General features: G+C 65.9%; 1 protein-coding gene. It reads right to left on the minus strand.

The window, feature by feature from the left end:
- On the minus strand, positions 1 to 574 hold a 574-nt coding region (locus tag E1289_RS37845), incomplete at both ends, for a polyketide synthase dehydratase domain-containing protein (protein ID WP_207929429.1).

A 574-nucleotide genomic window follows, 5' to 3' on the forward strand; every position in this document is an offset into this window, starting at 1 on the left:
GTCGCCTGCGTGGATGGCGAGTTCGAGGTAGGCGGTGCCGGGGAGGACGGGTGTGTTGTTGATGGCGTGGTCGGCGAGCCAGGGGTGGGTGTCCAGGGACAGGCGTCCGGTGAACACGGTGGTCTGCTCGTCGGCGAGCGTGACGCACGCACCGAGCAGGGGGTGGCCGCCCGTCTCCAAACCGGCCGAGGTGACGTCGCCCGCGCCGACCTGTGCCTTCACCCAGTAGCGCTGCCGCTGGAAGGCATAGGTGGGCAGGACCGCAGGTGTTGCGGGACGTGGGATGCCCAATTCGTCGAGTACCCGTGGCCAGTCGATTTCTGTGCCGTGGGCGTGCAGGTGCCCGAGCGCTGAAAGAAATGTGGGCAGCTCCTGGTGCCCGTCGCGCAAAGTCGGCGTGACGAGAACGTCCTCGGGAGGAACACCGAGATCGGCGAGCGTGCCGTGGACGAGTGGGGTGAGTGTGGGGTGTGGGGTGATTTCGAGGTAGGTGGTGGTGTTGTTTTGGTGGAGGGTTTGGATGCTTTGGGTGAAGTGGACGGGTTGGCGGATGTGTTGGGTCCAGTAGTGGGGG

The organism is Actinomadura sp. 6K520 (genome assembly GCF_004349245.1).
Classification (GTDB): Bacteria; Actinomycetota; Actinomycetes; order Streptosporangiales; family Streptosporangiaceae; genus Spirillospora.